Origin of the sequence: Hoeflea sp. IMCC20628 (assembly GCF_001011155.1) — a bacterium.
Classification (GTDB): domain Bacteria; phylum Pseudomonadota; class Alphaproteobacteria; order Rhizobiales; family Rhizobiaceae; genus Hoeflea.
Genome location: NZ_CP011479.1, coordinates 1,713,800 through 1,736,295, shown reverse-complemented (window position 1 = coordinate 1,736,295; position 22,496 = coordinate 1,713,800). Strand labels below are relative to the sequence as shown.

At 57.0% G+C, this 22,496-nt stretch carries 16 protein-coding genes, 2 tRNA genes and 3 pseudogenes; 4 read left to right on the top strand and 17 right to left on the bottom strand.

The features are described from left to right. Window positions 1-7 precede the first annotated feature (7 nt). The 13 genes from nuoK to IMCC20628_RS08120 form a co-directional block, all read right to left on the bottom strand. Window positions 8-316, bottom strand: coding sequence for an NADH-quinone oxidoreductase subunit NuoK (nuoK, locus tag IMCC20628_RS08180; protein WP_047029814.1), 309 nt, complete (start codon window positions 314-316; stop codon window positions 8-10). Window positions 317-341: 25 nt separating this feature from the next. Beyond that, window positions 342-956: an NADH-quinone oxidoreductase subunit J gene (locus IMCC20628_RS08175; RefSeq protein ID WP_047029813.1), complete on the bottom strand. Its 615-nt coding sequence runs from the start codon at window positions 954-956 to the stop codon at window positions 342-344. 141 nt (window positions 957-1,097) lie between these two features. Continuing rightward, the gene (gene nuoI, locus IMCC20628_RS08170) at window positions 1,098-1,583 is read right to left on the bottom strand and encodes an NADH-quinone oxidoreductase subunit NuoI (protein ID WP_197078416.1); all 486 of its coding nucleotides are present in this window, start codon (window positions 1,581-1,583) and stop codon (window positions 1,098-1,100) included. A 58-nt stretch (window positions 1,584-1,641) separates the two neighbouring features. Next, entirely contained in the window at window positions 1,642-2,688 is a 1,047-nt protein-coding gene (gene nuoH / locus IMCC20628_RS08165) for an NADH-quinone oxidoreductase subunit NuoH (RefSeq protein WP_047029811.1), read from the bottom strand. Window positions 2,689-2,702: 14 nt separating this feature from the next. After that, window positions 2,703-4,784, bottom strand: a complete 2,082-nt coding sequence (gene nuoG, locus IMCC20628_RS08160) for an NADH-quinone oxidoreductase subunit NuoG (protein ID WP_047029810.1) — start codon at window positions 4,782-4,784, stop codon at window positions 2,703-2,705. A gap of 106 nt (window positions 4,785-4,890) precedes the next feature. Beyond that, complete coding sequence (locus tag IMCC20628_RS25590; protein ID WP_052766351.1) at window positions 4,891-5,775, bottom strand: hypothetical protein; 885 nt, start codon at window positions 5,773-5,775, stop codon at window positions 4,891-4,893. Window positions 5,776-5,854: 79 nt separating this feature from the next. Then, a complete protein-coding gene (gene nuoF, locus IMCC20628_RS08150; protein ID WP_047032378.1) occupies window positions 5,855-7,162 on the bottom strand; it encodes an NADH-quinone oxidoreductase subunit NuoF in 1,308 nt (435 codons plus the stop codon). Between the two features lie 9 nt (window positions 7,163-7,171). Next, window positions 7,172-8,401, bottom strand: a complete 1,230-nt coding sequence (locus tag IMCC20628_RS08145; protein ID WP_047029809.1) for an NADH-quinone oxidoreductase subunit E — start codon at window positions 8,399-8,401, stop codon at window positions 7,172-7,174. Window positions 8,402-8,501: 100 nt separating this feature from the next. Next, window positions 8,502-9,692 (bottom strand): NADH-quinone oxidoreductase subunit D, encoded by a 1,191-nt coding sequence (locus tag IMCC20628_RS08140; protein ID WP_047029808.1) that lies wholly within the window; start codon window positions 9,690-9,692, stop codon window positions 8,502-8,504. A gap of 10 nt (window positions 9,693-9,702) precedes the next feature. Further along, a complete protein-coding gene (locus tag IMCC20628_RS08135; protein WP_047032377.1) occupies window positions 9,703-10,305 on the bottom strand; it encodes an NADH-quinone oxidoreductase subunit C in 603 nt (200 codons plus the stop codon). Between the two features lie 11 nt (window positions 10,306-10,316). Further along, a complete protein-coding gene (locus IMCC20628_RS08130) occupies window positions 10,317-10,892 on the bottom strand; it encodes an NADH-quinone oxidoreductase subunit B (protein WP_047029807.1) in 576 nt (191 codons plus the stop codon). Further along, a complete protein-coding gene (locus tag IMCC20628_RS08125; RefSeq protein WP_035520933.1) occupies window positions 10,883-11,248 on the bottom strand; it encodes an NADH-quinone oxidoreductase subunit A in 366 nt (121 codons plus the stop codon). Before IMCC20628_RS08125 ends, IMCC20628_RS08130 begins: the two co-directional genes overlap by 10 nt. A 418-nt stretch (window positions 11,249-11,666) precedes the next feature. Beyond that, window positions 11,667-11,743, bottom strand: a tRNA-Asp gene (locus tag IMCC20628_RS08120). A gap of 247 nt (window positions 11,744-11,990) precedes the next feature. On the opposite strand from IMCC20628_RS08120, the gene IMCC20628_RS08115 reads away from it, so the two are divergent. Beyond that, window positions 11,991-12,066: transfer RNA gene (locus IMCC20628_RS08115), tRNA-Val, on the top strand. Between the two features lie 444 nt (window positions 12,067-12,510). After that, a pseudogene (locus IMCC20628_RS08110) lies at window positions 12,511-13,593 on the top strand (IS5 family transposase). 101 nt (window positions 13,594-13,694) lie between these two features. Here IMCC20628_RS08110 and IMCC20628_RS08105 read toward each other — a convergent pair. From IMCC20628_RS08105 to IMCC20628_RS24210, 4 genes and pseudogenes are all read right to left on the bottom strand, one after another. Continuing rightward, a protein-coding gene (locus IMCC20628_RS08105) for an IS3 family transposase (RefSeq protein WP_156174440.1) occupies window positions 13,695-14,827 on the bottom strand; the annotation gives its coding sequence in 2 pieces (ribosomal slippage) (window positions 13,695-14,572 and window positions 14,572-14,827; 1,134 coding nt in all). Window positions 14,828-14,896: 69 nt separating this feature from the next. Next, a pseudogene (locus tag IMCC20628_RS25585) lies at window positions 14,897-15,019 on the bottom strand (IS630 family transposase); the annotation flags it as partial. Further along, complete coding sequence (locus tag IMCC20628_RS08095) at window positions 14,973-15,350, bottom strand: helix-turn-helix domain-containing protein (protein ID WP_047029804.1); 378 nt, start codon at window positions 15,348-15,350, stop codon at window positions 14,973-14,975. The gene IMCC20628_RS08095 and the pseudogene IMCC20628_RS25585, both read right to left, overlap by 47 nt. 50 nt (window positions 15,351-15,400) lie before the next feature. Next, window positions 15,401-19,516, bottom strand: a complete 4,116-nt coding sequence (locus IMCC20628_RS24210) for a S8 family serine peptidase (RefSeq protein WP_052766350.1) — start codon at window positions 19,514-19,516, stop codon at window positions 15,401-15,403. 650 nt (window positions 19,517-20,166) lie between these two features. Between IMCC20628_RS24210 and IMCC20628_RS08085 the strand changes: the two genes are divergently transcribed. Together IMCC20628_RS08085 and IMCC20628_RS08080 are read left to right on the top strand one after the other, a co-directional pair. Then, a complete protein-coding gene (locus IMCC20628_RS08085; protein WP_047029803.1) occupies window positions 20,167-21,210 on the top strand; it encodes an IS110 family transposase in 1,044 nt (347 codons plus the stop codon). Continuing rightward, a pseudogene (locus IMCC20628_RS08080) lies at window positions 21,183-22,032 on the top strand (IS630 family transposase); the annotation flags it as partial. The gene IMCC20628_RS08085 and the pseudogene IMCC20628_RS08080, both read left to right, overlap by 28 nt. Window positions 22,033-22,496 lie beyond the last annotated feature (464 nt).

Genomic DNA, 22,496 nt, shown 5'->3' with positions numbered 1-22,496 from the left:
GGCTCTCTCAGCCCTTCATCATGTTGACGTCTTCCACGGCAATGGAGCCGCGGTTCCGGTAGAAGACGACGAGAATGGCCAGACCGATCGCCGCTTCGGCTGCGGCAACCGTGAGGATCAGCAGCGCGAACACCTGCCCGACGATGTCATTGAGATGCATCGAGAAGGCCACCATGTTCAAATTGACGGCAAGCAGGATCAGCTCGATCGACATCAGGATGACGATCACGTTCTTTCGGTTCAGGAAGATCCCGAAAATGCCGAGCGTGAACAGGATCGCGCTGACAGTCAGGTAATGGGAGAGTCCGATTTCCATACGCTTGTTCCTTCACGTCGCCGCGTTAAATGCCCTGACCGGGCTTGACCTTGACCACTTCCATAGCGGTTTCGGGTGTCCGGGCGACCTGCTGGTTGATGTCTTGCCGTTTGATATGTTGCCTATGCCTGAGCGTCAGCACGATGGCGCCGATCATGGCCACCAGAAGCACCAGTCCGGCGATCTGGAAATAGAAGATAAAATCCGTGTAGAGCACGTCACCGAGCGCTTCGGTGTTGGTACGCTCGCTGAGTGGCGGTATCGGGTTGGCCCCGCTGCCCGCTGCTGCCGGGTTGAATGTGTTGCCGGCCAGAACCACGATCAACTCTGCTGCCAGAATGATCCCGACGAGCGCACCCATCGGCGCATATTCAAGCGCTCCGGACTTCATCTCGGCAAAATCCACATCCAGCATCATGACAACGAACAGGAACAACACCGCCACTGCGCCGACATAGACCACCAGCAAGATCATTGCCAGGAATTCGGCGCCGGTCAGCAGGAACAACCCGGCTGCGTTGAAGAAGGTCAAAATCAGGAACAAAACCGAATGCACGGGATTGCGCGCCGCAATCACCATGAAAGCGGAAGCCACTGCCACGAAGGCAAACAAATAGAAAAACAGAGCCTGCAGACCCATGATCGGCGCCTTTTCGTCTTTCTCTCGAGTGACAGGAACCGCTGTCCCTGGCCCGAATAAGGGCGGGATTGGCTGATGCCGTCCCCTGCCCCGCGTAGGTTTCAAAACGGCGCGCCCCCATTGGTGCGCCGCTTCGGTGTCTTATCTGTAGGGCGAGTCGATCGCGATGTTGCGAGCGAGTTCCCGTTCCCAGCGGTCGCCATTGGCGAGCAACCGGTCCTTGTCGTAATAGAGTTCTTCGCGTGTCTCGGTCGCGAATTCGAAATTCGGCCCTTCGACAATGGCGTCGACCGGACAGGCTTCCTGGCAGAAGCCGCAATAGATGCACTTCACCATGTCGATGTCGTAGCGAACCGTGCGGCGGGTGCCGTCGTTGCGGCGCGGACCGGCTTCGATGGTGATCGCCTGTGCCGGGCAGATTGCCTCGCACAATTTGCAGGCAATGCAGCGCTCTTCGCCGTTTGGATAGCGCCTGAGCGCATGTTCACCCCGAAAGCGCGGGCTGACAGGCCCTTTTTCGTTGGGGTAGTTCAGCGTCGCCTTGGGCGCGAAGAAATAGCGCATCGACAGGAAGAACGCGCCTACGAACTCCTTCAGGAATAGCGATTTTGCGGCTTGAGCTAACATGGTCAGACTCCGCTCTTGCGTGGCTGGTTCAGCCCGGTGTTTGAAACTGTGGTACGGATCATGGGGCTGTTCCGGTCAATTTGAGAACGAAAGCCACGATCACCAGCATGCCGAGCGACAGCGGCAGGAACACCTTCCAGCCAAGCCGCATCAACTGGTCATAGCGGTAGCGCGGCACAAAGGCCTTCACCATGGCGAACATGAAGAACACCATGCAGGCCTTGAGCACGAACCAGATGATGCCCGGCACCCAATTGAGGAACCACACATCAAGCGGCGGCAGCCATCCACCCAGAAACAGAATCGTGGTCAGCGCGCACATCAGCACGATGGCCGTGTACTCGCCGAGCATGAACATCATGTATGGCGTCGAGCCGTATTCGACCATGAAACCCGCAACCAGTTCGGATTCTGCCTCGGGCAGATCGAAGGGCGGACGGTTGGTTTCGGCCAGTGCCGAGATGAAGAAGATGATGAACAGCGGAAACAGCACGAACCAGTGCCAGTCAAACAGCGAATTGGGCAGGCCCATCCGCGTGCCGATGCCGTCTGACTGCGCCATGACGATGTCGGTCAGGTTGAGCGAGCCCACGCAGAGCAAAACCGAAACGATGACGAAACCGATCGAGACCTCGTAGGACACCATCTGCGCAGCGGATCGAAGCGCGCCGAGGAAAGGGTATTTCGAGTTCGAAGCCCAGCCCCCCATGATGATGCCGTAGACTTCAAGCGAAGAGATCGCGAAGACGAACAGGATGCCGACATTGATATCGGCGATCACCCAGCCGGCGCTGACCGGAATCACAGCCCAGGTCGCAAGCGCCAGGGTCACCGCCACCAGCGGCGCCAGCAGGAACACACCCTTGTTGGCGCCCGACGGAATCACCGGCTCCTTGAAAACAAACTTCAAAAGGTCGGCAAAAGACTGGAACAGTCCCCACGGACCAACCACGTTGGGTCCACGGCGAAGCTGCACGGCAGCCCAGATCTTGCGGTCAGCGTAGAGAACGTAAGCGACAAAGATCAGCAGCGAGACCAGCAGCAGCAGCGACTGCCCCAGCATGATGGCTGCAGGCCACAGATAAGTTGAGATGAAACCGTCCATGATGTTTCCCGCCCCTATTCCGCCGCCACTGCCTTGGCGGTCTTCGCCAAGGCCGAGCATTCAGCCATCACCGCCGAAGCGCGTGCGATCGGGTTGGTCAAATAGAAGTCTTTGACCGTCGAAGCAAACGCCGATTTGTTCATCTTGCCCGGTTTCTTCGCAATTGCGGCAATTGCGCCACCATCACCGGTGGATATCGCATCGATTTCAGCAAAGTGCGGATATTCGGCATAGAGCGCGACACGCAAGGCAACCAGCGAATCATAGGGCAGTTTCTTGCCCAGCACATCCGAAAGCGCCCTGAGCACCGCCCAGTCTTCGCGCGCCTCGCCCGGAGCAAAAGCTGCGCGGTTTGTCATCTGCACCCGGCCCTCGGTATTGACGTAAGTGCCGGATTTTTCCGTATAGGTCGCGGCCGGCAGAATCACATCGGCATGATGGGCGCCATTGTCGCCATGGGTGCCGATATAGACGGTGAAGCCAGCGGTCTTCCTGGTGAAATCAAGCTCGTCGGCGCCAAGCAGGAACAGCACATCGGTGCCGGTCAGCATCTCAGCCGCGTTCAGCCCGCCCTCACCCGGCACCAGGCCGAGATCAAGACCGCCGACGCGTGCGGCTGCCGTGTGCAGCACAGCAAAACCGTTCCAATCGCCCTTCACCGCGCCGACAGCGTCAGCGAGCTTTGCGGCATTGGCCAGAACGCTCGCGCCATCGCCACGCGCCAGAGCACCCTGACCGATGATTATCATCGGCTTTTTGGCGCGCTTCAATTTGGCGGCAAATTTGTTCGAACCGTCGACCAGCCCAGCGAGCGTTTCCGGACCGGCGCCGAGATATTCATGACCAAAGCGCAGATCCGCCGGCTCGCCAATCAGGCCGATCGGCAATTCGCTCATCCGCCAGCGCTTGCGCAGCCGGGCGTTGAGGATAGCAGCTTCGCGGCGCGGGTTGGAGCCGATGATCAGTACCGCGTCGCAATCCTCGATGCCTTCAATGGTCGGATTGAAGATGTAGCTGGCACGTCCCAGTGTCGGGTCAAGGGCTGCGCCATCCTGACGGCAATCGATGTTGGCGGAGCCAAGCGATCCCATCAGCGTTTTGAGCGCGTACATTTCCTCGACCGTCGCCAGATCGCCGGCAATCGCGCCGATGCGGTCCGGCGCGGCGGCCGACACGGCCATGCCGATGGCGGCAAAGGCTTCACCCCAGGACGCCACTTCCAGCTTGCCGTTGCGCCGCACATAGGGGCGATCCAGCCGCTGGGTGCGCAAGCCGTCCCATATGAAGCGGGTCTTGTCGGAAATCCATTCCTCGTTGATCTGCTCGTTGATGCACGGCATCACCCGCATCACTTCGCGTCCACGGGTATCCACCCGGATCGCCGAGCCGACAGCGTCCATCACATCAATGGATTCGGTCTTGTTGAGCTCCCACGGACGCGCCTGGAAGGCGTAGGGACGCGAGGTCAGCGCACCGACCGGGCAAAGGTCGATGACGTTGCCCTGCAATTCCGAGCTCATCGCATGTTCAAGATAGGTTGTGATCTCGGCATCCTCGCCGCGGCCGATCAGGCCAAGCTCGGAAATGCCTGCCACTTCGGTGGTGAAGCGAACGCAGCGCGTGCAGTGAATGCAGCGGTTCATGATCGTCTTGACCAACGGTCCGATATATTTGTCTTCGACCGCGCGCTTGTTTTCCGCGTAGCGGGAATTGTCCATGCCGAAGGCCATGGCCTGGTCCTGCAGGTCGCATTCGCCGCCCTGGTCGCAAATCGGGCAATCGAGCGGGTGGTTGATGAGCAGAAACTCCATCACCCCTTCGCGCGCCTTCTTGACCATCGGCGTGTTGGTGAACACTTCAGGCGTCTCGCCATTCGGGCCGGGTCGCAGATCGCGCACGCCCATGGCACAGGACGCGGTCGGCTTGGGTGGTCCGCCCTTGACCTCGATCAGGCACATGCGGCAATTGCCGGCAATCGACAGCCGTTCGTGAAAACAGAACCGCGGCACTTCAGCGCCGGCCTCCTCACACGCCTGCAACAGCGTGTAGTGGTCCGGCACTTCGATCTCGTTTCCATCAACCTTGATCTTGGCCATGCAAGCAGTCCTACCTTTGCGAACGGTCCAGAAGACCGCGTATCATCCCTGACAGGGACCTGATTGTGTCTGACCGGGCGGCGGTCAAACCGCCCGGTCTAAATGTCTATTCGGCGGGTGCGCCGCCTGTTGCCAGCGCGCCGGCCTGCGAAAGCCAGTCGTCCCGGCCAATCCTGCCCTTGAACTGCAGGTAATCCTCAACCCAGGCCACTTCTTCCGGCTGCCAGCCGGCAATCTGCGCATAGGTCCAGATACCAAGCCCGTTGAGCACCTGTTCGAGCTTCGGGCCAACCCCGGAAATGACTTTCAGATCATCCGGCGTTTCCGGCTTTTCCATCTCGGACGGCCTGCGAAAATCCTCAGGCGCCAGAACGGTTGCCGGTTGCTGTTGCGCTACCTTGGAAACAGAGGCCGGTTCTTTGGCCATGGCGACGACAACGTCGGCATCCGATTTCAACTGCTCGACAACCTCGGCTGCCGCGTCCTTGGCAACAGCAACAGGTGCGTCAATCTTGACGGCCTTTGCCTTTGCTGGCGCGGGCTTTGCCTTGACCGCTTTTGCCGCGGTCACTTTGGCCTTCACCGGAGCAGGCTTTGCAGCCGCCGGGGCTGATTTTGCCACCGGCTTCAGTTCGACGACATCAGCCTGTTTCGTTCTGGCCGCCGGCTTGACGTCAGCAACAGTCGTGGCCGCGTCCTCGTCAGGCGCAAGATCTTCAGCCAGACCGGGCATCATCCAGCTCAGGTCCGGATGGGCGCCCATCAGTGCGCTCTGACTTTGCAGGGCGCCTTGTACGGCACCCATCATCAGGCCAGCCATCTGACCGGCGATGCCGAAACCGACGGCAGTGGCAGCCGCTGCTGCACCCAACGGATAGACCATCAGCGGCGAGACCGCGAGGTCTTCCGTCTTCGTCCAGTCAGCCATGGGGTTTATCGGTTTCATCATCTCGCTCATGTTCATCTCGGTGGGAAAAGAAAACATCGACATCAGTCTCTCCTTTGTCGTTTGTTGGCTCAATTCCCTTGTGACGTTTCCTTGTCATGCAGGGCCCGGCAATGCGGGCCTCTTATTCTGCCGCTTCCAACCGCACATTGCGGCTTTGAACGGCGTTTCGTGTGTACTGATCAATCCGCGCTTCCATTTCTGGACGGAAATGCCGGATCAAACCCTGGATCGGCCAGGCTGCCGCGTCGCCTAGCGCGCAGATGGTATGGCCTTCAATCTGCTTTGTAACATCAAACAGCATGTCGATTTCGCGTTTTTGCGCATTGCCTTTGACCATGCGCTCCATCACCCGCATCATCCAGCCGGTGCCTTCGCGACATGGTGTGCACTGGCCGCAGCTCTCATGCTTGTAGAATGCCGACAACCGCCAGATGGCTTTGACCACATCGGTCGACTTGTCCATGACGATCACCGCCGCAGTGCCCAGACCGGACTTGAGGTCACGCAAACTGTCAAAATCCATCGGCGTGTCGATGATATCAGCTCCCGGGACCATCGGCACCGAGGATCCGCCCGGAATCACCGCAAGCAGATTGTCCCAACCGCCGCGAATGCCGCCGCAATGGGTCTCGATCAACTCGCGGAACGGAATCGACATCGCCTCTTCAACGGTGCACGGCGTATTGACGTGACCAGACACGCAAAACAGCTTGGTGCCGGTGTTGTTAGGCCGGCCGATGCCTGCGAACCAGGCGCCGCCACGACGCAGGATGGTTGGTGCAACCGCGATCGATTCAACATTGTTGACCGTCGTCGGGCAGCCATAAAGCCCGACGTTGGCCGGGAATGGCGGCTTCAGCCGCGGCTGGCCCTTCTTGCCTTCAAGGCTTTCGAGAAGTGCCGTTTCCTCGCCACAGATATACGCACCGGCGCCATGGTGCACATAGATGTCCATGTCGTAGCCAAGCTTGGAATTCTTGCCCAGCAGCCCGGCGTCATAGCATTCGTCAATCGCGGTCTGCAGCGCTTCGCGCTCCCGCATATATTCGCCACGCACATAGATGTAGGTGGCATAGGCCCCCATGGCGAAACCGGCGATCACACAACCTTCGATCAGCGTATGCGGATCATGCCGCATGATGTCGCGGTCCTTGCAGGTGCCCGGCTCCGACTCATCGGCATTGATGACGAGGTAATGCGGACGTCCGTCACTTTCCTTCGGCATGAACGACCATTTCAGCCCGGTCGGGAACCCGGCTCCGCCGCGTCCGCGCAGGCCAGAGGCCTTCATCTCGCTGATGATCCAGTCGCGACCCTTTTCCAGGAAGCCCTTGGTTCCATCCCAATGGCCGCGCGCCATCGCACCCTTCAGCGACTTGTCGTAAACGCCGTAGATATTGGTGAAAATCCGGTCTTTGTCAGCTAACATCATTCACCTCTATCGCGGCTTCTTGCCGAAGACTTTGACGTATTCGGCCACGCCGCCCTTGGCCAGCGCCTTGGCCTGGTTGAGCCAGTCTTCGCGCTCGATGCGGCCCTTGAAACTTAGATAGCCGTCAACCCATTCGCGCTCGGCCTTTTTCCACGCCGCCACTTGCGCGAAAGTGTAGATTCCCAGCGAATGCAGAATGCCTTCGATCTTCGGGCCGACGCCGGAAATCATCTTCAGATCGTCCGGGCTGGCGGGCTTTGCGATCCCTGCGGGACGATTCTTGTCCTCGAGTGTCGGCTTGCTAGCCGATTTGGCGCCTGCCTTGGCTGTTGTGCCGGCCAGAGCCGCTGCCGGAATTGCCTTGGTGCCGCCAACCGGCTTGCGCGCGGCGGCGGTGTCGGCCGTGGCTCTGGCGCCTGCAGGAACCTTGCGGGCGTCGCGCATTTCGGGCGCCGCCGTAGCTTTTGCCGCAGACTTCGCGTCAGCCTTCACATTGGCCTTCGCTTCAGCCGGTGATTTGGTGGCTGTTTCGGTTGCCGGAGTTTCTGGACGTCCGGCCCTGGTCGCCTCGGGAGACTTGGCCGAAGAAGCAGACGCCTTAGAAGCGCTCTTCTTGCCCGGCTTGATTTCCTCGGTCAGGCTTGTCAGTCCGCTTGCCGGTGCCGAATAGACACGGTCAATCTGTGGACCGGGCCGGATTTCCTCAGGCCGTCCTGCCTCGAAGCGGTCAATGATATAGGCCAGCCGCTCCGGTGACAGATCCTCATAGGAATCCTTGAAGATCATCACCATCGGCGCGTTGACGCAGGCGCCCTGGCATTCGACTTCTTCCCAGGACAGCGTGCCCGACTCATTGAGAGACAGTGGCTCCGCATGGATCTTCGAGCGGCAGACATCCATCAGCGCTTCCGAGCCGCGCAGCATGCACGGCGTGGTGCCACAGACCTGAACATGAGCGCGCGTGCCAACAGGCTTGAGCTGGAACTGGGTGTAGAATGTCGCCACTTCCAGCGCACGGATATAGGGCATGCCGAGCATGTCGGCGATCTTTTCGATCGCCCGCTTGGTCACCCATCCATCCTGCTCCTGAGCCAGCATCATGAGCGGAATCACCGCCGACTGCTCACGACCCTTGGGATATTTCTTGATCCAAACCTTTGCCTGGGCGGTAAATTCGCGGTTGAAGGCGAATTCCGCTGGCTGGACACTCTCTTCGGCAAGTCGACGAACGGACATGGTGAACTCTTTGTCTTTCTTCCGGCCTAGTTGACGTCGCCGCAATGCGGCGTGGTCAGTGTAACGTCCCTGCGGGAACCCGCGACTGATGCAATACTGATCACCGGTCGACCTCGCCGAACACGATGTCAAGAGACCCCAGAGCAGCCGACACGTCGGCCAACTGATGGCCGCGGCAGATGAAATCCATCGCCTGCAAATGCGCGTATCCCGGCGCTCTGATCTTGCACCGGTAAGGCTTGTTGGAGCCATCAGAGACCAGATAGACCCCGAACTCGCCCTTTGGCGCCTCGACAGCGGCGTAAACCGCACCTTCGGGCACCCGGTAACCTTCGGTGTAAAGCTTGAAATGATGGATCAGCGCTTCCATCGACCGCTTCATCTCGCCGCGCTTGGGCGGCACGATCTTGCCGTCGGTGGCCGACACCGGTCCGACCCGCTCCTTGCCGAGCAACTGCTCGACACATTGCTTCATGATCTTCACCGATTCGCGCATTTCCTGCATGCGGATCAGATAGCGGTCGTAACAATCGCCGTTCTTGCCGATCGGAATGTCGAAATCGAGTTCCGAATAGCACTCATAGGGCTGCGACCGGCGCAGATCCCAGGCGGCGCCCGAACCGCGGACCATGACGCCGGAAAAGCCCCAGGCCCAGGCGTCATCAAGCGTGACGATGGCAATGTCGACATTGCGCTGCTTGAAGATGCGGTTGTCGGTCAGCAGCGTCTCGATGTCATCACAGGTTTTCAGGAACGGATCGCACCACTTGCCGATATCCTCGACCAGTTCATGCGGCAGGTCCTGATGCACGCCGCCGGGACGGAAATAGGCCGCGTGCAACCGCGCGCCACAGGCGCGTTCGTAAAACACCATCAGCTTTTCGCGCTCTTCAAAGCCCCACAGCGGCGGCGTCAACGCGCCAACGTCGAGCGCCTGCGTGGTGATGTTGAGAAGATGCGAAAGGATTCGGCCGATCTCGGAGTAAAGCACCCGGATCAGCTGTCCGCGCTTTGGCACCGTCGTGCCGGTCAGTTTCTCGATGGCCAGCGCGAAGGCATGCTCCTGGTTCATCGGCGCGACATAGTCGAGCCGGTCGAAATAGGGAATCGCCTGCAGATAGGTCTTGGACTCGATCAGTTTTTCGGTGCCGCGGTGCAGCAGGCCGATATGCGGATCGACGCGCTCGACGATCTCGCCGTCGAGTTCCAGCACCAGACGCAGCACGCCGTGTGCGGCCGGATGCTGAGGGCCGAAATTGATGTTGAAGTTGCGGACGTTGTGTTCGTTCATGGTCTCGTCCTCACCCCTTGGCTTTTTCATCGCCCGGCAGCACGTAGTCGGTGCCTTCCCAGGGGGAGAGAAAATCGAAATTGCGGAATTCCTGCTTGAGCTCCACAGGTTCGTAAACCACCCGCTTGACCTGATCGTCATAGCGGACTTCAACAAACCCCGTCGGCGGGAAATCCTTGCGCAACGGATGCCCCTCGAAACCGTAATCGGTGAGGATGCGACGCAAATCCGGATGCCCGGAAAACAGGATACCGAAAAGATCGTAAGCTTCGCGCTCGAACCAGTCGGCACCGGGATAAACCGCCGTCAGCGACGGAACAGCCACATCTTCCGATGTCATGATCTTGACCCGGATCCGGAAATTCTGCCGCGGCGACAGCAGATGATAGACCACGTCGAACCGCTCGGCCCGGCCTGGCCAGTCAACACCGCAGACATCAATAAAGCTGACGAACTGGCACTGCGAATCGTCGCGCAGGAACGTCATCAGCTCGATCAGCTTCGACGGCTGCGTGGCAAGGGTCAGTTCATCATAGGCAATGACAGTCGTGTCAAACAGCTCGCCTTTGACTTCTGTGAGATAATCCGAAAGTTCCTTGAGGGCCTGGCTCATCATCCGGTCTCCTAGCGCTCGATCGTGCCGGTGCGGCGCATCTTCTTTTGCAGAAGCATTACCCCGTACAGCAAGGCTTCGGCTGTGGGCGGGCAACCGGGAACATAGATGTCCACCGGCACCACGCGGTCGCAACCGCGCACCACCGAGTAGGAATAGTGATAGTAGCCGCCGCCATTGGCGCATGATCCCATCGAGATCACGTAGCGCGGCTCCGGCATCTGGTCATAGACCTTGCGCAGCGCCGGCGCCATCTTGTTGGTCAGCGTGCCGGCGACGATCATCACGTCCGACTGACGCGGTGAGGCGCGCGGTGCGAACCCAAAACGCTCGGCGTCATAGCGCGGCATCGACATCTGCATCATCTCGACGGCGCAACAGGCCAGACCAAAGGTCATCCACATCAGCGAGCCGGTGCGCGACCAGTTGATCAACTCATCGGTCGAGGTGACCAGAAAGCCCTTATCGGCCAGTTCATTGTTGATCTCGCCGAAAAACGGATCGTTGCTGCCCACCGGCTTGCCGGTCGAAGGATCAATGATGCCCTTGGGCGCAGGCGCCACCACTGGTGCGTTGCTCACTCCCATTCGAGGGCTCCCTTTTTCCATTCATAGACAAAGCCGATCGTCAGCACGCCGAGAAACGCCATCATCGACCAAAATCCCATCCAGCCGATATCGCCGAACGACACCGCCCAGGGAAACAGGAATGCGACTTCGAGGTCAAAGATGATGAACAGGATCGACACCAGATAGAATCGCACATCGAATTTCATGCGCGCATCATCAAATGCGTTGAATCCGCATTCATAGGCCGAGAGTTTTTCCGGATCAGGATTCTTGTAGGCGATCGCGAAAGGCGCGATCAGCAGTGCCAGTCCGATGACCAGCGCAAGTCCGATGAAAATGGCAATTGGCACATAAGCGCCCAGAAGTTCCGTCATGACGTCCGTTCCTGTATCCGCGACAGTCGAAGCTCCGGCCTTGACCCAAGGTGTGGAGCAGGCCCCTCGCCCGCGCGGCTGATCATGTTGCAACGCGGCGTGGTTAGCGCAGCCTGTCACCCTGCGCAAGAGCATGCAGGGCAATTGCTGCCATAGTACTAGCTTTCACGCTGCATAGGTCTGCCAGACCGGCAATTCCAGCAAACTTTTACAACTGCAGTCCAAATCCCGACTCCTGCAAAAGGAATCGCCACAGACCAGACTCACCCCAAAAAAGGAAAGCAAATTTGGTATAGACTGTTTGAACGAGAGCAGGAACCGTCAAGACGAGACAATCCGGCGCCGGAGCGCCAAATGTCTGGTCTATTTGGAAGACTTTGAAATGGTCCGTTTACAAAACGGACAAAAATTTGAAAAATGGCGCGAGTGACGGGACTCGAACCCGCGACCTCCGGCGTGACAGGCCGGCACTCTAACCAACTGAGCTACACCCGCGCATTTTTCAGACGAAACAGTGGGTGACCGCCGTTCCGTGAGCGGTGAATTACGGCGTTCGCACTGAGGTGTCAAGCGTCGTTGCAAAGGAAATTCGACAAAGTTCAAACTTGCACAAAAACCTGGCCTCGCCGAGAGACGGTGAACGCCTATATGGCCATGGCAGATCGGTTTTTGATATTCACGATATGTGTTTTTTTTCTTGCGGAAGTGTCGCGAACCCCCTAAAGACGCGTCACCGAACTGGGGGCGATTAGCTCAGTTGGTAGAGCGCCTCGTTTACACCGAGGATGTCGGGAGTTCGAGTCTCTCATCGCCCACCATACCATCCCCTTGAAATGATTGAATGTCGTTGACTTGCAGGGCATTTACCCCATTGTGACGTCACAAATAGCGTCACAAAATCGGGTTTCGGCATGGCAGGCAAACTACGTCATTGGAAAGAACGGAACGGTCGATATTCGGCCCGGGTGGTCGTACCCAAATCACTACGACCTTACCTTGACGGAAGGGCAGAACTGGAAATCCAACTCGGTGGTGACCACTTCAAAAATCGCCGCCATGCCCCCTACTCCCGAAACAATGAATCTTCCGGAACTGAGACACCTCAACACAAAACAGATCGAGAATCCTATTTGGATGGTAATCCCCCCGTTTTTAACGGGGCTCAGCGGTAGAATTCACGCAGCTGGACACCCGCATTAACCTCCCCTTGTTCCGCATTTTATGATTCACTCTGGCCAGGCAGAAACTGGGAGGGTGATTTTATGAAACAGCAGTCACTTTTTGGGCTTTCGGAACATCTTGAGAAGCTGAGCGAGCATGGCGACCCACTTGAAGTCCTGGATGCGACAGTGGATTTTGAATATTTCAGGGACTGGTTGGTTGAAGGGCTTGGCTATAGCGATGGATCCAAGGGTGGGCGTCCCCCGTTTGATCCCGTGTCGATGTTCAAGGCTCTGATCCTGCAGGCTCAGCACAATCTGTCTGATGCCCGGACGGAGTTCATGATTCGTGATCGACTTTCCTAGATGCGGTTTCTTGATTTCGATTTGGGTGCCCCCACACCAGACGAGAACACCATTCGCCTCTTCCGGAACAAATTGACCGAGACCGGCACGCTCAAACGAGTGATGAAAGCCTTCGACTGGCAACTGCAGAAGAAGGGCTACATTCCAATGTCCGGCCAAATTGTTGATGCCACGCTGGTTCCAGCCCCCAAACAGCGCAACACCGAGGATGAAAAGGCAGAGATCAAGGCTGGCAAGTCGGCCGGGGAAATCTGGAAGGATGAGCCCAACAAGGCGGCGCAGAAGGATGTTGACGCCCGCTGGACCTTGAAAATAGGTGGCAAGGTTCGCTACCGCCCAGACGGAACACCGCTACCGATGATCGCCATCCCGGTATTTGGCTACAAGTCGCATATCTCAATCGACAGGCAGTTTGGCTTCATCCGTGAGAGTACGGTGACGTCAGCAACTGAGGCGGATGGCCGGCAACTCAAACATGTCGTCAGCACCGATAACACGGGCTCGAATGTCTGGGCAGATTCGGCCTATCGGTCAAAGAAGAACGAGAAATGGCTGGCCGACCAAATGCTCACCAGTCAAATCCACCGTCGAAAGCCAGCAGGCAAACCGATGCCAAAACCGACCGCGCGCGCCAATGCGAAGAAGTCATCAATCCGTGCAGTTGTGGAGCATGTGTTCGCACACCAAAAGAACCGTTTTGGATTGTTCATACGCACAATCGGTCTCGCACGGGCAGAGGCGAAACTGACGCTTGCAAACCTCGCCTACAACTTTGATCGGCTGATCTTCCACGAACGACGGGCTAAAATCGCGCTATGAATCCGTCTAGGAAAGGATGAAGCGACCCTGCCGGAGCAACGGTGGGGCAGAAAGTCATGCCTTTGCGCAATGCTGACCCAAAACAGGGCAAAAAGAGCGGGTTAATGCGGGTGTCCAGCTATTTTCAGTTTCTGTGCGGGTGTGATGCCGCCGATGCCCATATTGGGCCGTTCATTGTTATAGGTCCATAGCCATTGCGTGGCGAACTCCTGTGCCTCCTCGATGCTTTCGATGATGTATTGGTCAAGCCATTCATGCCGGACTGTGCGGTTGTAGCGCTCGACATATGCATTCTGCTGCGGCTTTCCTGGCTGGATATGGTTCAAGGCAATACCCTGGTTCTCAGCCCATTCCATCAGCTTGCCGCTGACGTATTCAGGCCCATTATCTACACGGATTGCGAATGGTTTGCCGCGCCATTCGATGATCTGGTTCAGACTGCGGATGACGCGCTCGGCGGGAAGCGAGAAATCCACTTCGATGCCGAGTCCTTCGCGGTTGAAGTCGTCCAGGACATTCAGCAGCCGGAACTGCCTTCCATCCTCCAGACGGTCCGCCATGAAGTCCCCTCTCGACGGCGCTTCGCTTGTCTGCCGGGCAATGATGGACCAGACCAAGTTTGGCTGATCCGGGACGGCCAGTGCATCCGGCTTGTCCCGCTTCAAACGCTTGCGCGGCTTGATCCGCAGGTTCAGTTCCAGTTCGCGGTAGATGCGATAGACACGCTTGTGGTTCCAACGATGGCCCTGGACATTGCGCAGATAAAGGAAACAGAGGCCAAAACCCCAGGTCTTTTTCGCCCTCGTTAACCCGATCAGGAGATCGGCGATCTGCTCGTTCTCGTCGTTCAGCTTGGCCCTGTAACGATAGCAGGTCCCGCTGACATCGAAGTTGCGGCAGGCAAGCGCAATGCTCACCCCTCGCAACGCCACTGCCTTCCCGGCCATCTCCCGGCGTTGAGATGGCCGCGTCATTTTTTTCCAAGGGCCTCCTTCAGAAGCTCGGCCTGCATGCTCATCTCGGCATACATTTTCTTCAGCCGGCGGTTCTCGTCTTCCAGAGCCTTCATTTGGCTGATCATAGACGCATCCATGCCGCCATACTTGGCCCGCCATTTGTAAAATGAGGCCGAGCTCATCCCATGTTCCCGGCATAGCTCGGACATAGGCACACCGCCCTCCGCCTGGCGCAAGATTGCAAGAATTTGTAGTTCGCTAAATCTGCTCGTCTTCATCGAAATCTCCTCGATCATATTGCCGAGAAAATTCTACTTTTGAAGCCTGTTATTTTGCGGGGGGATTACCTCATCAATGAAGATCAACTTCTCGGGGTCGAGGTCGAGTTGGCCGTCAAACCAGGCTATGCGGCGGCGCAGGACATCAGGACGCTGCTGTTCGGCGGCATGCGCCGTCTTTTTTGAACGTGATGCCGCGGCGGTCGAGAAGCAACCAGACCGTCGATGGAGCCGCCCGCATACCGCGTTCCGCAACAAGTCGTTCACCGATCTCGGCAAGCGTGATGTCCGGCGTCGCTTCAATGAGGCCGACAATATAGTCGACCTGCGGGTCGAGTTTCGAACGCGAGGGCTGACCCTGCTTGCGTGCCTCCACCTCACCGGTCTCGCGGTAGCGGCGATACCAGCTCCCGGCCGTCGAAATCCCGATCCGGAAGCGCCGCGACGCCTCCCGTGTCGAAACACCATCTTCAATCGCTGCAATCACACTCCCACGAAGCTCGGCGTTCAGGCTCCTCGTCATCATCTTCTCCCTGCAAATCACCAGGAGCTTCATCCAGATGCCGCCGCCACCTACACCAAATCAAAATCACTGCGCACCAGGCCGAGCGTGGTGTCGGCAATAGTGAGCGTACCGTCTGCGCCGAAGTCGAATACCACGTCACTACCTTGCTGGCTTGCATAGGCGTCGAAAAAGGCTTGATTGGATGCCGTGGCTGCACCTAGGAAATTGTCGAACTCAAACACATCGATGTTGTTCTCAAAATCATGCACCACTGCATCGCCGTCGCCGCGGTCAAAATGGAATTGGTCACTGCCCAACCCGCCATAGAGATCGTCAACGCCTGTGCCGCCGCCGCCGTGAAGGAAGTCATTGCCATCATCGCCGTGCAGCTCATCTGAGCCCGAACCTCCGAATAGGCGGTCGTCATCATCACCGCCATAGAGCCGGTCATTGCCATCACGGCCCAGAAGGCGGTCATCGCCACCATTGCCGCGGAACACGTTTTCCGACTCATCGCCGCGCAGATCATCGTTGCTCCTGCTTGAGCCGGACGCACCCTCGAAGTTCATAACGGTATCATCTCGAGCCCAGGACAAAGCAGCGCTGTTGGCTGCAAGGTCCAACCTTACACCGTCTGACGAGCTGAAATAGGAGATAAAGTCTACACCGTCCCCACCATCAAAACTGTCACGGCCACCGCCGACGCGCACATAGTCATTGCCGGAGCCAAGCTCGACCGTGTCATCACCGCTGTAGTCAAACACGCGGTCATTGCCCCCGTAGGTGCGAATGAAATTGTCGCCACCCTCGTCATCTGTGACAGTTGTGCCATAGATGACGTCGTTACCGGTGCGCGAGCCGCTAACATCCTCGAAGTTCACGACCGTGTCATTCTCGGCCCACGAACCCGAAACCGTGTCGGTTCGCAAGTTGACCGTTACGCCGTTGGATGAATCGTAGTACGAAATGAAATCGACACCCGTTCCACCATCAAAGCTGTCTTCGCCACCGCCAACGCGCACATGGTCATCGCCGGAGCCAAGCTCGACCGTGTCATCACCGCTGTAGTCAAACACGCGGTCATTGCCCCCGTAGGTGCGAATGAAATTGTCGCCACCCTCATCATCGGTAACCGTTGTGCCATAGATGACGTCGTTACCGGTGCGCGAGCCGCTAACATCCTCGAAGTTCACAACCGTGTCATTCTCGGCCCACGAACCCGAAACCGTGTCGGTTCGCAAGTTGACCGTTACGCCGTTGGATGAATCGTAGTACGAAATGAAATCGACACCCGTTCCACCATCAAAGCTGTCTTCGCCACCGCCAACGCGCACATGGTCATCGCCGGAGCCAAGCTCGACCGTGTCATCACCGCTGTAGTCAAACACGCGGTCATTGCCCCCGTAGGTGCGAATGAAATTGTCGCCACCCTCATCATCGGTAACCGTTGTGCCATAGATGACGTCGTTACCGGTGCGCGAGCCGCTAACATCCTCGAAGTTCACAACCGTGTCATTCTCGGCCCACGAACCCGAAACCGTGTCGGTTCGCAAGTTGACCGTTACGCCGTTGGATGAATCGTAGTACGAAATGAAATCGACACCCGTTCCACCATCAAAGCTGTCTTCGCCACCGCCAACGCGCACATGGTCATCGCCGGAGCCAAGCTCGACCGTGTCATCACCGCTGTAGTCAAACACGCGGTCATTGCCCCCGTAGGTGCGAATGAAATTGTCGCCACCCTCATCATCGGTAACCGTTGTGCCATAGATGACGTCGTTACCGGTGCGCGAGCCGCTAACATCCTCGAAGTTCACAACCGTGTCATTCTCGGCCCACGAACCCGAAACCGTGTCGGTTCGCAAGTTGACCGTTACGCCGTTGGATGAATCGTAGTACGAAATGAAATCGACACCCGTTCCACCATCAAAGCTGTCTTCGCCACCGCCAACGCGCACATGGTCATCGCCGGAGCCAAGCTCGACCGTGTCATCACCGCTGTAGTCAAACACGCGGTCATTGCCCCCGTAGGTGCGAATGAAATTGTCGCCACCCTCATCATCGGTAACCGTTGTGCCATAGATGACGTCGTTACCGGTGCGCGAGCCGCTAACATCCTCGAAGTTCACAACCGTGTCATGGTTGGCCAATGATCCGGAAGCAGTGTCCAAGCGCAGATTAACTGTTACGCCATTGGCGGAGTCATAGTAGGAAATGAAATCCACGCCGGCCCCGCCGTCGAAGCTGTCACGGCCGCCGCCAACGCGCACATAGTCGTTGCCCGAACCAAGCTCCACAGTATCATCGCCGAGCCCGTCAAACACGCGGTCGTTACCGGCGCCACCAAAAATATCATCCTGACCACCCAGACCATAAATCTCGTCATCGCCCCGCATGCCGTGGATTTCGTTGCTGGCGCCGTTGCCCATGATGTCGTCATCGCCATCACTGGTGACGACATTTTCGATCACGGTGCCACTTGCTATCGAAATAAAAGTGAAACCGTTTTCGTCCCGCCCGAAACCATTGCCATTCGACAAAAGATCAATGGCGAGGTTCACGTCACCGATCGCAGCCGCGTTTATCCAGTCATTACCGCCATTTGTGTCTGCCAGAACAGCTCGGCCCGCATCGTCGATAACCAAGTCAGCGACTTCTTGGGTGTAGTGATATACGTCGTCGGTGTCGATCGTCTGCCCGTAAACCTCTAAATAGGCACTCTGCACGGAACCACTATCGCTGGAGAAGTTATCTGCAATTGACACTGTCCAAGTGCCAAAAGCGTTTTCGCCCAACAGGGAATCGATACCGAAGTACCATGTGCCGTCAAAGGTAGTTGCGGTTGCGAAATTGCTGGCGTAAACCGTGATTTCTGTACCTTCAGCCGACGTCATGGTGATTTGCAAGTCGCCAAGATAACTATGATCAAACTCAAGATAGAATCCGACATGCTCGACCGAGATATCCGATGAGACATCCATTGTGAAAGTCAATGAGGTGCCATCTTCAGGTATCGCGGCGTTGCCGCCGGGCGCGTTGTAAGTGGACGAGGTTACCATTTCCTCATTGGCACTGGTTTGGGCGTCATCAAACAAGCTCCACACTTCCGCCATTCGGACGGCCTGGAAAGCGTCAACAAGTCCATAGCCGTAACTCACATTGAAGTGCATGCCGCCGCCGTTCCAGTTTTCAGCGCCGTTTTCAAACCAAGAGCCTTGGTCAAATACACCTGATCCAGGCGCGTCATATGCACTCGGTGCCACAACGGCTGACCCCGCAAGGATATTCTGCACATCGCGCCAGCCGAGTTGGTCATTGGCCTCCAGCATCAACGCGACAACACCGGAAACCACCGGTGTGGCTGCAGACGTACCCCCGAAATTTGCGGTGTAGTCGCTGTCAGCAAAATCTGGGCGGCCAAAAATATCAACCCCGCCGCCGTCATTATAGCCCGGAGACCCTGTTATGTCGGTCGTTACCGAAGCGGCCGGTGCTGAAACCAATATACTTTGGCCAAAGTTCGTGTAGTCTTGCGCGTTACCACTTTCGTCCGCTGCGGCAATGGTAGCCGTAAACCGGCTGGCATTTGTTCCATCACCGTTTGAATCGAGCGTATCATTACCAGCAGCTTGAACGATGACGGTTCCAAGACCATCGCGCGCGTTGGCTGCTAATTGAGCATATTCGGCTTGCAGACGCGCATCGCCGCTCAATGGGTTTGCGAGGTTACTACTTTGACTGAAGACTGGCATTGAACCCCAGCTATTTGACATGATGTCGAATGAGTCGCCCTGGCTCACAACATCAAGGAACTCGTCAAAGTTCCCATTTACAAATCCATAGCTATTGGGATCAAAGATGTTAACGCCTGTGATTGTTGTGCCGAAAGCGACGCCGGTTCCACCTTCACCATTATTACCAACGGCACCAATGATGCCTGCACAGGCCGTGCCGTGGGCGTCACCGGACTGAGCAGGAAAAGGATCAACGACGTTGCCGTTGTCATCAACCACATGAAGGCTTGCGTCATAATTGCCGGCTAGATCGGCGTGGTTGTAGTCAACCCCATCGTCATATTCGCCAACATTCACTCCAGCCCCGTTATAGTCTTCCCAAATCGCCTCAATGTTACCGAGGAGCGAGAAATGCCACTGAACGCCATATAGCGGATCATTTACCATCATCGTGTCCCAACCTTTTCATGTATCGTCAATAATATTAAATTCTCGAAACACTTTCAACGAACAAGGTGCGCCCCTGCTGGCAGTTTGAAATTTCCTGCCACGAACCGCTTAGCCTCACGCGCACGCCCGGTTCACGTAGCGAGGTGGTATTGCCTTGCAATGTAATGAGCTCGCCATCCTGAAGTCTCAGCGTCAAACAGACGACACCACGTCCGGACGTCGTTCCTATTACTTCCGCCAAAGTTTCTGAGTCATTTTTTGAGTCCATACTATTCTCACTCGCCTGACAGGCTGTCAACGACAAACATAATGAGAGTGTAAACATCACAGCGCGTAAAAACAATACAAGCTTCTCCCCTGCCGCTCGCGTAATTATGCACAGACACTACACAAGTGTTTCAAAAAAGAAATATCATATTCAAATTTAAAGTTGATGGTAGGGCACTAGCAAACTAACGTAATTTATTCTCTGCTTGCCAATTATATCGAATTTTATGCCGCAAAAAGCTGGCGCTACTCGTCCAGAGAGGCGGTTCGATTTTCTTTTAGAAGTAGCGAAATGGGTACTTTTTGCTTGACCTAATGGGATGAACTGCCCCTCGACCCGTGCCGCTGATATTGTGCGGTGTTTGATTGATGAGGAGGACGACATGGACATCTCGATTTTGGGCATTGATTTGGGCAAAAACAGCTGCAGCCTTGCGGGGCTGGATGAACGTGGAGCGGTAATCTACCGCAAGCGGGTGCAGCGCCACCGGCTCCATGAAGTCCTTGCTTCCATACCGCCGTGCATAGTCGCAATGGAAGCATGCGGCGGCGCGCACCACGTAGGCAGATTTTGCCTTGAGGTTGGTCATCAGCCGCGGTTGATGTCACCGCTTTATGTGCGGCCATATGTGAAGGTGCACAAGACAGATGACCGGGATGCGGAGGCCATTGCCGAAACGGCAAGTCGACCCACGATGAGCTTTGTGACAGTGAAGTCGGCAGAACAACTGGACCTGCAGGCTTTGCACCGGATGCGGGAGCGACTGATCCATGCGCGCACCGCCTTGATCAATCAGGCGCGCGGTTTCTTGATGGAACGCGGCATTCGCATTGCGCAGGGCCGGCACAGTTTCCAGCGGTCTGTTCGCACTTTGCTCGACGACCCCGACATCGATATCAGCCCGCGAATGCGTACGCTGATATCGGACATGACAGACGAACTTGATAAATTGAACGTTCGTATTGGCGCCTTTGATGCCGAGATCAAGGAATTGACGCAGTCTGATCCGGCGATGAAGAGGCTGACAGAGATACCCGGTGTCGGACCGATGACCGCCAGCGCTTTGGTTGCAGCAATCGGCGACGGTCAGGCCTTTGCCAAAGGCCGTGACCTGTCTGCGTGGCTCGGCCTGGTACCGCGTCAGATCAGTACAGGCGGCAAGGCGAAGCTGGTTGGTATCTCAAAACGTGGCAACACCTATCTTCGCAAGCTTTTTATCCATGGAGCGCGAACGGTTCTGCATCTCATCAAAGACCGGACAACACCGCTGGCGCTGTGGGTGGACCGATTGAAGCAGAGGAGCAACAGCAATGTGGCCACAGTGGCGATGGCCAACAAGATGGCCCGGATTGCATGGGCGGTTCTGGTGAAAAACGAAAGATTCAATCAGGCGGCTTTGCCAATGGCGTCGGGACTGATGAGGTAATGCGCCAGACCGGCAAATCGAAGACCTGCGTGTGGCGCCGGCAGGAGCGCTGCTCCATGGAGGGCGTCGAGGGCCTCGAGGGCCTCTTGCGCGACAAGACGCGACCGTCGCGCATCGCGCATCGCGCGGCTCGAACCCGAAGTCGCCGAGCGTGTGGTGGCGCTGACGCTTGGCGATCCGCCAGGCGAGACGACGCACTGGACGGCCGATATGACGGCGAAGGCCGCGGGCATCAGCGCCAGTGCAGTCAGGCGCATCTGGAAAGCGCATGGCCTCGCACCTCACCGGTGGCGACAGTTCAAATCGTCCAACGACCCGAAATTCGTCGACAAGCTGCTAGACGTCGTCCGCCTCTATGTCGATCCGCCAGCCCACGCCATCGTGCTGTCGGTCGATGAGAAGAGCCAGATCCAGGCGCTCGACCGCACCCAACCCGGCCTGCCGATGAAGAAAGGCCGGCTGGGCACCATGACCCACGACTACAAGCGGCACGACACAACCACGCTGTTTGCCGCCCTCAACGTGCTCGACGGCACCGTCATCGGCCGCAACATGCAGCGCCATCGTCATCAGGAGTTCATCCGCTTCCTAAATGCAATCAACGCTCAGGTGCCAGCCGACAAAGCCGTCCACGTCATCCTCGACAACTATGCCGCCCACAAGCATCCTAAGGTGAGGGCCTTGGTCGGCCGCCACGAGCGCTTCACCTTCCACTTCACCCCGACCTCATGCTCATGGCTCAACGCGGTAGAGGGCTTCTTCCCCAGGCTGTCGAAGCGGCGCCTGAAACGCGGTATTTTCCACTCCGTCGTCGACCTTCAGGGTAATTGCCACTGATTGACAAGGTTCAAAGGCTCGACCACAAAAGAGGGTGCTGACTTGATTTGAGGTTGCTGTAACATCACCGCATGTGACCAGTCAGAAGGGACGATCGCCGTGCCAATACAGAAAATAAAAAGTCACAAAAATACGGCCGTCACAATGTCACAATTTAGCTTATTATAACTTTTTATTTTACATTATTTAACAATGGGATAGATCGAGTAGAGTTGAGAGTTTTGAGTATTCGAGTCTCTCATCGCCCACCATTTTTCTCAAATTATTCAGTAGCTAAATTCGACCATGCGATCGACGTGGCGCGATTCATTTGAGCTCCCACGACATTTGGACCTGCGAGAACTTCAGTGGAAGAAACTGCGGTTTTGCGGGCTTCCTCGTCCACCCCCTACCCTGACCAACGAAATTCGATGTGTCGGGTTGATCCAATGACGGACGTAGAACCAGAA

What these genes read in the sequence shown, in the direction of transcription:
- nuoK (WP_047029814.1), bottom strand. Translation starts at nt 316, where the DNA reads ATGGAAATCGGACTCTCCCATTACCTGACTGTCAGCGCGATCCTGTTC.
- IMCC20628_RS08175 (WP_047029813.1), bottom strand. Translation starts at nt 956, where the DNA reads ATGGGTCTGCAGGCTCTGTTTTTCTATTTGTTTGCCTTCGTGGCAGTG.
- nuoI (WP_197078416.1), bottom strand. Translation starts at nt 1,583, where the DNA reads ATGTTAGCTCAAGCCGCAAAATCGCTATTCCTGAAGGAGTTCGTAGGC.
- nuoH (WP_047029811.1), bottom strand. Translation starts at nt 2,688, where the DNA reads ATGGACGGTTTCATCTCAACTTATCTGTGGCCTGCAGCCATCATGCTG.
- nuoG (WP_047029810.1), bottom strand. Translation starts at nt 4,784, where the DNA reads ATGGCCAAGATCAAGGTTGATGGAAACGAGATCGAAGTGCCGGACCAC.
- IMCC20628_RS25590 (WP_052766351.1), bottom strand. Translation starts at nt 5,775, where the DNA reads ATGTCGATGTTTTCTTTTCCCACCGAGATGAACATGAGCGAGATGATG.
- nuoF (WP_047032378.1), bottom strand. Translation starts at nt 7,162, where the DNA reads ATGTTAGCTGACAAAGACCGGATTTTCACCAATATCTACGGCGTTTAC.
- IMCC20628_RS08145 (WP_047029809.1), bottom strand. Translation starts at nt 8,401, where the DNA reads ATGTCCGTTCGTCGACTTGCCGAAGAGAGTGTCCAGCCAGCGGAATTC.
- IMCC20628_RS08140 (WP_047029808.1), bottom strand. Translation starts at nt 9,692, where the DNA reads ATGAACGAACACAACGTCCGCAACTTCAACATCAATTTCGGCCCTCAG.
- IMCC20628_RS08135 (WP_047032377.1), bottom strand. Translation starts at nt 10,305, where the DNA reads ATGAGCCAGGCCCTCAAGGAACTTTCGGATTATCTCACAGAAGTCAAA.
- IMCC20628_RS08130 (WP_047029807.1), bottom strand. Translation starts at nt 10,892, where the DNA reads ATGGGAGTGAGCAACGCACCAGTGGTGGCGCCTGCGCCCAAGGGCATC.
- IMCC20628_RS08125 (WP_035520933.1), bottom strand. Translation starts at nt 11,248, where the DNA reads ATGACGGAACTTCTGGGCGCTTATGTGCCAATTGCCATTTTCATCGGA.
- IMCC20628_RS08095 (WP_047029804.1), bottom strand. Translation starts at nt 15,350, where the DNA reads ATGACGAGGAGCCTGAACGCCGAGCTTCGTGGGAGTGTGATTGCAGCG.
- IMCC20628_RS24210 (WP_052766350.1), bottom strand. Translation starts at nt 19,516, where the DNA reads ATGATGGTAAATGATCCGCTATATGGCGTTCAGTGGCATTTCTCGCTC.
- IMCC20628_RS08085 (WP_047029803.1), top strand. Translation starts at nt 20,167, where the DNA reads ATGGACATCTCGATTTTGGGCATTGATTTGGGCAAAAACAGCTGCAGC.